General features: G+C 60.6%; 11 protein-coding genes. 5 read left to right on the plus strand and 6 right to left on the minus strand.

Going from position 1 to position 8,349, the window contains the following annotated elements:
* Positions 1-14: 14 nt before the first annotated feature.
* A complete protein-coding gene (locus FJW08_RS29790) occupies positions 15-1,568 on the minus strand; it encodes a bifunctional aminoglycoside phosphotransferase/ATP-binding protein (protein WP_140813426.1) in 1,554 nt (517 codons plus the stop codon).
* A 49-nt stretch (positions 1,569-1,617) separates the two neighbouring features.
* Positions 1,618-2,016, minus strand: a complete 399-nt coding sequence (locus tag FJW08_RS29795; protein WP_140765867.1) for a c-type cytochrome — start codon at positions 2,014-2,016, stop codon at positions 1,618-1,620.
* Between the two features lie 173 nt (positions 2,017-2,189).
* On the opposite strand from FJW08_RS29795, the gene FJW08_RS29800 reads away from it, so the two are divergent.
* Positions 2,190-3,026 carry a universal stress protein gene (locus FJW08_RS29800; RefSeq protein WP_140813427.1) on the plus strand — a complete coding sequence of 279 codons (837 nt, stop codon included), beginning with the start codon at positions 2,190-2,192 and terminating at the stop codon, positions 3,024-3,026.
* A 77-nt stretch (positions 3,027-3,103) separates the two neighbouring features.
* Here the strand turns inward: FJW08_RS29800 and FJW08_RS29805 are convergent, their stop codons facing one another.
* From FJW08_RS29805 to FJW08_RS29815, 3 genes are read right to left on the minus strand one after another with little or no spacing between them, the layout of a single operon-like run.
* Positions 3,104-3,550: a pyridoxamine 5'-phosphate oxidase family protein gene (locus FJW08_RS29805; RefSeq protein ID WP_140813428.1), complete on the minus strand. Its 447-nt coding sequence runs from the start codon at positions 3,548-3,550 to the stop codon at positions 3,104-3,106.
* 19 nt (positions 3,551-3,569) lie between these two features.
* Positions 3,570-4,256 (minus strand): phosphoribosyltransferase, encoded by a 687-nt coding sequence (locus FJW08_RS29810; RefSeq protein ID WP_140813429.1) that lies wholly within the window; start codon positions 4,254-4,256, stop codon positions 3,570-3,572.
* A gap of 3 nt (positions 4,257-4,259) precedes the next feature.
* On the minus strand, positions 4,260-4,694 hold the full coding sequence (locus FJW08_RS29815) for a DUF2267 domain-containing protein (protein ID WP_140765859.1): 435 nt from the start codon (positions 4,692-4,694) through the stop codon (positions 4,260-4,262).
* Here FJW08_RS29815 and FJW08_RS29820 point away from each other — a divergent pair.
* Positions 4,693-4,914 (plus strand): hypothetical protein, encoded by a 222-nt coding sequence (locus tag FJW08_RS29820; RefSeq protein ID WP_140813430.1) that lies wholly within the window; start codon positions 4,693-4,695, stop codon positions 4,912-4,914. The two genes, FJW08_RS29815 and FJW08_RS29820, sit on opposite strands and share 2 nt — an antisense overlap.
* Here FJW08_RS29820 and hemA read toward each other — a convergent pair.
* Positions 4,880-6,157 (minus strand): 5-aminolevulinate synthase, encoded by a 1,278-nt coding sequence (gene hemA / locus FJW08_RS29825; protein WP_140813431.1) that lies wholly within the window; start codon positions 6,155-6,157, stop codon positions 4,880-4,882. The genes FJW08_RS29820 and hemA overlap by 35 nt on opposite strands.
* 489 nt (positions 6,158-6,646) lie before the next feature.
* Between hemA and FJW08_RS29830 the strand changes: the two genes are divergently transcribed.
* The 3 genes from FJW08_RS29830 (at position 6,647) to FJW08_RS29840 (ending at position 8,277) form a co-directional block, all read left to right on the plus strand.
* Entirely contained in the window at positions 6,647-7,120 is a 474-nt protein-coding gene (locus FJW08_RS29830; protein ID WP_246682658.1) for a phasin family protein, read from the plus strand.
* Positions 7,121-7,225: 105 nt separating this feature from the next.
* Positions 7,226-7,489 carry a cytochrome c gene (locus FJW08_RS29835; protein ID WP_318012954.1) on the plus strand — a complete coding sequence of 88 codons (264 nt, stop codon included), beginning with the start codon at positions 7,226-7,228 and terminating at the stop codon, positions 7,487-7,489.
* Between the two features lie 515 nt (positions 7,490-8,004).
* Complete coding sequence (locus FJW08_RS29840) at positions 8,005-8,277, plus strand: hypothetical protein (RefSeq protein WP_318012955.1); 273 nt, start codon at positions 8,005-8,007, stop codon at positions 8,275-8,277.
* The last annotated feature ends 72 nt before the right edge of the window (positions 8,278-8,349 follow it).

Here is an 8,349-nt window from a genome sequence, read left to right on the forward strand (position 1 = left end):
CCCTGCTGCAGCAATCAGGAGGCTGTGCGCAGGGTTTCGGACGCATCGCTCTCGGAGTGCCTTCTCAATTCCAAGACGATGTCAGCGAGCTTTCGATCGACGTTGATTCTTCGCCAGCCAGACTGGACGGTATTTCGCAGCAATTGCCGCGAGAGGATATCTATCGTGGCGTCGGAAGGCCCCCCCTTGCGCTCGTCGACCCGCTGCCAAAGGACGAGCGGGTCCGCTTCCAGCCAAAATCCGTGGAAGTCGATAGCCCGGCTGCGCGCCGCTTTCTCGATCCGCTCATGATCGGCTGGTCTGTCGAAAACGGCATCGGCCACCACCGAACCGCCCTGCGAAAGGATCAAGCCCGCCCGCCATGCCATTTCGCGGTAGACGCGATCGGAGACTTCCGGCCGATAGGCTTTGTCCGGCAGCCTAGTCTCGGCCGGCACTCCGTGCATGGCCTTGCGGATACGGTCGCTTTCGACAATGCGCGCGCCGGGCGGCGCACCGATATGGGCGGCGAGCGCCTCGGCAATAGTCGTCTTGCCGGAGCCACTGAGGCCACCGATGGCAACGAGCCGCGGAGGCTTTTCCTGGAGCAATGCTTGCGCAAGGTCGAAATAGGATCTGGCTTCGGCAGTCAGTTTGTCAGTATCGGCACTGCCTTCCTCGACCTGGGTGGCAGTAATGTGCGCGCGCACTGCAGCCCGCACCGCCATGAAAAAAGGCAGCAGGATGAACCCGTCCTCGTCGTCGGCTTCGTCGAGATAGCGGTTCATCACAAGATTGGCGAGCTGCGGAAAGCCGCGGTGCCACAGGTCCATCAACAGAAAGGCAAGGTCGTACAGGACATCGATGCTGGCGATCTGGTCGTTGAATTCGATGCAATCGAAGAGGCGGGGCTCGCCGTCGAAAAGGCAGATGTTGCGAAGATGCAGGTCGCCATGACACCGCCGGATCTTGCCCGCGGCTTCGCGGCGGTTGAGCAATTCGGAATGGCGGGCGAGTTCTGAGCAGAAGGCCCCGGCAAAGGTCTCGATCTCTGCTTTTTTGAAGACATGACTGGTGGCGAAGCTGGCCTCGTTGATATCAAGCACACCCGCCAGGTTGAACGAGCCGCTGCCATCATGAACCGTCGGCGCGGCACGGTGGTATCCGACGATCATGCGCGCAACCGCGGTCATCAGTGCCGGCGTCAATTCTCCCGCCGTGGCCATACGATCGAGAAGCTTGGACTGATCAAAGCGGACCATCTCGATCGCTGCGTCGACCACCTGCCCCGCGCCATCAAAAGCCAATTTGCCGTCGGCTTCGCGTGTGATGTGACGCACCCCCAGGTAAAGGCCGGGTGCGGTCTTCGAGTTGAGTTCCACCTCTTTCTCGCAAGCGGCCAGCCTGAGGGCTGGCGTCGAGAAATCGACGTAGGGCAGCTTGACCGCCCGCTTCATCTTGTAGGCGCATTGGCCAACGAGGAAGATGCGTGAAATGTGGGTCTCGATGGCCTCGACCGGCCCCGTGGCGCCATAGGAGGCCGGATCAAAAAGGAACTCGGCTGCGGCTTGCTGGTCGTCGACGATCATGGCCGGCCTTCCCATTGTATCCTGCGAAATTCGTTTCCTCGATCCGCGCTCATTGCTGCAATGTCTGGACATAACCTGCCAATTCATGAATGCGTTCCCTGGTGACGATTTCGCCTGCGTTCGGGCCGTATCTCTTCACGTCGGCAGGCAGGAACTGGCTGCCCCATACTGGCATGTCGCGCTCGCCATGCGCCGGCACCATCGCGCGGCCGTCGATCACGGCATAGACACGCCAATAAGGGAATTCGCCACCATTGCGCCTGGAGATGCGCGTCAGGTCGCTCGGCCGCTTCAACAGTTCGTCGCCCAACGGTCCATCGCCCTTGCCGTCCGGGCCATGGCAGACGGCGCACGAGTTCATGTATTCGGCCTTGCCGCCGCCGAGGTCCTGAGCACTGGCCGTATGGAAGGTCATGCCTGCGAGAACCGCCGCGACCAGAAGTTTCATTGGCGTTGTCCCGATTGATCAGTTGAACCTACAGCTCTGATGTGCCGTGACGTTGATGCGGATCAAACGCCGCGCACAAAGTGTTTGATTCAGCGCAATGAACGCGGTGGCCGCATCGGCTATGGCTTCGACACCGAGTGAACCTTCACCCGAAGTGAGGAGGAGTTGCCATCATGGCGTTCAAGACACTGCTTACGGTTACCGGACCGAACCAGGGCGAGGGCGATCTGAAGCTCGCCGCCAATCTTTGCGAACAGGTCGGCGCCCATCTCTCCGTGCTCGTCCTCGAACTGGCAGCACCGCCCTCGGGCGGCGAGTATGCTGCTGTCGTCTCGCCTGCCTGGCTCGAGGAACGGCAGGCCGAGTTGAAAAGGCTCGAGAAAAGAATTTCTGACGTCGCCGGCTTTCTCTCTCAGAGCGCCATATCGGCTGATCTGAGCGACGACTATCCAGACACGGGATGGGCGGACGATGTCATCGGAAGGCGTGCCCGTTACGCTGATCTGACCATTCTGGGACCGGATCTGCTGGCAAGCCATGCGCTGAAGGATAAAGTCATCGAGGGCACTCTGTTCTCATCGGGGAAGCCCATTCTGATCGTTCCCGAGGGCTCGCCCCCGACGCTGAAGCCGAAACGCATCCTCGTTGCATGGGACGCCCGCCTCGAGTCGTCGCGCGCCGTCCGCGAGTCTCTCGATATGCTGAAAGGCGCCGAAGATGTTCGCCTTGTCATCGTCGATCCCATTGAAGATGAGTTCCATCATGGCGAGGAGCCGGGTGCAGATGCCGCGGCCTATCTTGCACGGCACGGCGTGAAGGTTACGGTCGAGCGGCTGCCGAGCGCGAAGCATTCGGTTGCCGACGTGCTTCGCCAGCATGCCGGCGACGTTGCGGCCGAGTTGATGGTCATGGGCGCATATGGTCATTCCCGATTGCGCGAGCGGATCTTCGGCGGGGTCACCAAGTCGATGCTCGAGGGTCAATCGCTGCCGGTCTTGATGGCGCGATAGCAATTCAACGGTAGGAAAAAGGGCTGGTGCAGATTGCACCGGCCCTTTTTCATTTCTCGCAAGACTTGATGGTGCGACTACTCGCTCGCTTCCCGTCCGGATAGCTGTTCGATCAGGATCCGAAAGAAAACGTGCGGTGCACTGTCGGCTGTGGGAGGAACGACGGGCTTGAGCGCGCCAGGTTCCCACCAGTCGGCGTGCTTGCTCAACACGGACCAGGCATGATCCCGCTGAAGCTTGTGGCCGATCCGGTCAGGCAGTTCTTCGTATCGGCCGTCGGCAATGACACTTTTCCATCCTCGCCCCTGGCCATGTTCATCGACCTGAACGGACACCAGCGGATTGGCCCGCATCCATTCGATCTTTTTGCCCGGCATGGAAAACGCGTAAAGATGAGCATCCGAATGGGCGTAGTAGAAGGGCACGACGTAGGGCTGCCCATCCTTTGCGCATGCCAGGCGACCCACGCGATTGGCCGTCAGCAATCTGGTACATTCCAAAGCAGAAAGCGTGCGGATCTGCATTAGTGCGATCTCCTGTTCTTCACGGCTTTTGAACCAGCCCGGAAACGTGCCGCTGGCCAGTTTTGTACGGTTTGGCAGCCTCGTCCATAGCGGAGACAACGTCGTTGTCGGAGAGCTGCGGGAACCGCAGATAGTGGTGGCCCAAGGCCCCGAACTGTCCTGGCTGGCTAAGGCAGACCACATGGTCCGCTTCCTGTTCCAGCGCGGCGACCGTTTCGGGCGGCGAAACAGGAACAGCCACGACGATCTCCCTCGGTGACCGGCGCTTGAGGGCGCGGATCGCGATTTTCATGGTCGTACCGGTCGCGGCCCCGTCATCGACGATGATCGCCGTCTTTCCCGCTATCGACATCGGTCTAATCTTACCTCGATAGGCAACGCGCCGGCGTTCGAGTTCCGGACGCTCATTTGTAATCAAGACACGCAAGGCGTCGTCGTCGAGGCCATAGGTCTCGACAATTCCACGGTTCAGCACGACCTCCCCAGGATCGCCATCGACGATAGCGGCGACGGCCAGCTCGGGATTGCCGGGGGCGCCCACCTTGCGGACGATCAGCAAGTCGAGAGGAGCGTTGAGGGCTTTGGCCACTTCCACTGCGACGGGCACGCCGCCACGCGGCAATGCCAGTACGATGGGCCGACGCAGTTGAAGCCTGCTCAGTTCCAGGCCAAGCTTCACTCCAGCATCTTCCCGGTCACGGAACATCGGTCAATCCACCGGCCACAGTTTTCGCAGCGACTTCTTCATCGAGTTTCTGACTTGCACGATCTCACCATGCGAAAGGTGACGGTCGAGAAGCTTGAACACGGCACTGATCGCGACATCGAAATCGATCTCGTCATCGTAGCCGAAACTGTTTCTGACGCTGACAATGAAGTCGCGCTTGGTGCGCTCATGCGTTGACGCCGAAGGGTTCCAGCCTTCGAAGTAGAGGCCACGGACCAAAACAGGCAGTTGCGCCGAGAGGTCGGCCATTTCCGCCGGCGACAGCCAATCCCGCACCGTGTGCAGAACAGACCTCAGCAGACGACAGGCGCTCGACTCGCTCCAGCAGAGGTCCTTGGCGAGCTCCTTGACCCATTGTTGCGCCTGCTGGCCAGCGTGCGTGAAGTCAGCAAAGGATGTGTGGGAAATATGACCCATGGCGATGCTCCTCGAAGATTTGAACTCCATTCTCAGGCATCGAAAGACCTTGCGCATTGAGCAGGATCAAATCGTTCAAAAGTGCATCGCCCCGATTGTTTTTCCACCGCCGCCTCGACCAGCTCGAATAGGCCGCGCACCGACTGGCAAGGGGGACGAAGACCGTTTTGGACAGGCGGCGGGTTTCAGCCGCCGGATTTCTGCACCAGCAGTGGAATGATGCGGTCGCTTTTCGCGACGGCCGGCCGTCCCGCCGAACCGTAGGGAATGCCCAGCGCGTCCCAGGTTTCGACCAGCGCATCCTGCAATTCGGCGATCAACGCGTCCGAATGGAACGGCGTCGGCGTGATGCGCAGCCGTTCGGTGCCACGCGGCACCGTCGGGTAGTTGATCGGCTGGATATAGATACCGTGCACGCCGAGCAGGCGGTCGCTGGCCATCTTGCACAGTTCCGGATCGCCAACCAGCACCGGCACGATATGGGTGGCGGACTCCATCACCGGCAGGCCGGCGGCGGAGAGGATCTGTTTGGTTCGGCTCGCCTGCTGCTGCTGGGCGTCGCGCTCGGCCTGCGAGCGCTTGAGATGCCGGATCGACGTTGTGGCCGCGGCGGCGATCGCCGGCGGCAACGCGGTGGTGAAGATGAAGCCCGGCGCATAGGAGCGCACCGCGTCGATGACGGCGCTGGTGCCGGTGATGTAGCCGCCCAGCGTGCCGAAGGCCTTGGCCAGCGTGCCTTCGATGATGTCGATACGGTCGGCCAGGCCTTCGCGCTCGGTGATGCCACCGCCGCGCGGCCCGTACATGCCCACCGCATGGACCTCGTCGATATAGGTCATGGCGTTGTAGCGCTCGGCGAGTTCGACGATCTCCTTGATCGGCGCGATGTCGCCATCCATCGAATAGACGCTCTCGAAGACGATCAGCTTGGCGCGTTCGCGTCCGGCCGTCTGCAACAGGCTTTCCAGATGCGCGACGTCGTTGTGGCGGAAGATCTTCTTCTCGGCGCCCGAGCGCCTGACACCTTCGATCATCGAGGCATGGTTCAGCTCGTCCGAGATGATCAGGCAGTTGGGCAAGAGCCGCGCGATGGTCGAGATCGAGGCTTCGTTGGAGACGAAGCCGGAGGTGAAGACCAGGGCGGCTTCCTTGCCGTGCAGGTCGGCAAGCTCATGCTCGAGCTCGACCAGCGGGTTGGACGTGCCCGAGATGTTGCGGGTGCCGCCGGCGCCAGAACCCATCTTGCCTGCCGCGTTCTGGAACGCGGCGATGACATCGGGATGCTGGCCCATGCCGAGATAGTCGTTGGAACACCAGACGGTGATTTCCTCGGCGCGGCCATTGGCACGCCAGATGGCGCGCGGAAATTTGCCCGCGATGCGCTCGAGGTCGGCGAAGACGCGGTAGCGACGCTCTGCATGCAGCTGGTCGATCGCCTCCTCGAAGAAACGCTGGTAATTCATGTCCGAATTTCCTTTGGCTTGAGCGATTCAGGTGCCGCCGCACCGCCCCCGCTGCTGGAATTCTTCCATTGTCGTGGGGACGGTACGACGGCCACTCACCAAGTTCTGGCGCCAGCGTGACCTTATCGCTGATGCCCGCGTTTACTCGCGGGCCCTGTGCTGCGGGGTATCGGCCACACCCAACTCGGCGAGGCTTGAACGTAAGCGGTTGCGCGAGAAGACGGCCTTGATTCAGATCAAAACCACGGCTCGGGAAGTCACTCCTTAGAGCGGTATGAACCGATGCATCGATCCGCTGCGCAGCACGGAAACGCGTCACGCCGGGAACGGTCATTTCACGGACGCGACTGTAGCCATAACCACCGACGACAATCAGATCCGCAGCGGTCTCCCGGCCAATCTGAAGCAGCAGTTCGCCCGGGTCAGAGCGGCGCGCGTCCAAGACTTCCGATCGGCTGATGGCTCTGCATTTCCGGCAGAGTCAAACGGTTGATCTCGATCAAGGACATGGACAGGAATGGTGTCAATTTGACAGTTGGCGACCATCGTTTGTACGTCGTCGGAACGGAGCAATCGATAATGCAAACTACGTCCGTACTGTCGTCTTTGGACATGCCATTGTTGCCGACCACGGAAAATGGCCAGAAATTCTTCCTCGCCATCGCGTCGCTTCAGGTGCATGCCTTCAAGGCCATGATGCGCTACAATGTTGAAACGCTGGGGTTTCTGAAGCACCGCTGTGAACAGGACCTGAAGCTGGCCGATGACTTGATCAGTGGTTCGCAGTTCAACGACGCCTTCGACATCGTCGCGGCTTTCCTGCAGAATGCGACGTCGCAGTATATGACCGAAGGGGGCAAGGTCGCCACACTGACCTCCAAGTTCGCTTCCGAAACGGCCAGACATGTGCGCAAGGGCGCCAGGATCGCGATCGAAGATGGCGCAGCGAAGACAGTCGCGTAGACCGCAATGCGGAGGTCGTCAGACAACATGAACGCCGTTTGCCGACATGGTCGTCTCAAGGCTTCCGCAATCGGACTGGTGCTCCTCGCATGTGTGCAGTCAGCCTTGGCCGACAGCGTGACTGAGCATGGAAAGGCGTTGGTTGAGGTCAACTGCGCCCGCTGCCACGGCGTCGGAAAAACGGACAAAAGCAGCCATCCCGACGCTCCGCCATTTCGCACGCTGTCAAAGCGCTATCCGATCTCTGACCTAGAGGAGGCCCTCGCTGAGGGCATTTCTACGGGGCATCCGGACATGCCTGAGTGGATTGCCAGCCCCGATCAGATCGAGGCAATCATCACCTATATCAGCACGCTGCAGGGTCCGTGATGCAAGCCCAAAATGCTGCCGGCGATCGAGCCTGAACGCCTGCAGTGCGTCTTCAACGCGAACGTCGGCTATGCGTTCTCCGGCATTGATCGAGGCGCCGCCGGTAAGCAACCATCGCTCAGGCTGCTCGCCCGTAGGGCTTCATCGACCTCGATATACCGCATAGCGTTTCTCCCTGTCCTGCCGAACCTATGCCCCTCCGCGCGGTCCTTGGTCACATCAAACGGCGTGTGACGCAGATGCCGCGAACGCGAGGCGTTTGACGCTGATCAAATTGTGGTTCGGCAGCCGGCTTAAGATGGCTGACCATGGCCGGAGCGAGGTCATGAGGTAGTTCAGGTAAAAGAGACCCATCGCCATGGACGTCGGATCAGGTATCGGTGCTGCGATCGCGATCAATTGCACTGCGCGCGGCGCCCATGCAATTGCGACCTGTATGGCGTCTGCCGTCGGAACCGTGGTCGGCTTCAGTTCGACGCAGACGATCGCATCGGCCCGGCCGGCGATTTCAGAAAATGATGCAGATCAAGGCGCACCACACCGTTTGCGAAGATTTTGATGCGATGTGGAAACCAATCCCAAGCGCTCCGTTTGGTCGCGATCTCGAACTGGCCGTCATCGACGAAGACGGTGAGCACGCGCTCGTGTTTGCCTGCAGAAGGGTGAAGGAAGGCTGGAAGAATGCTGCCAGTGGTGCCCGTCTCGACATCCGGCCGACCCACTGGCGCGATTGGGGTCGGCAAAGGGCCGACACCAGAATTCGCAAACCTTCCGAATTCTCCCCCTAGCACTACTTTGGCAGTTTAGGTTTGAGGGCGTGTGCGGGCAGCTTCTGACAGTGAGGACATCTGCGGGGTGGC

Origin of the sequence: Mesorhizobium sp. B3-2-1 (genome assembly GCF_006439515.1) — a bacterium.
GTDB lineage: Bacteria > Pseudomonadota > Alphaproteobacteria > Rhizobiales > Rhizobiaceae > Mesorhizobium.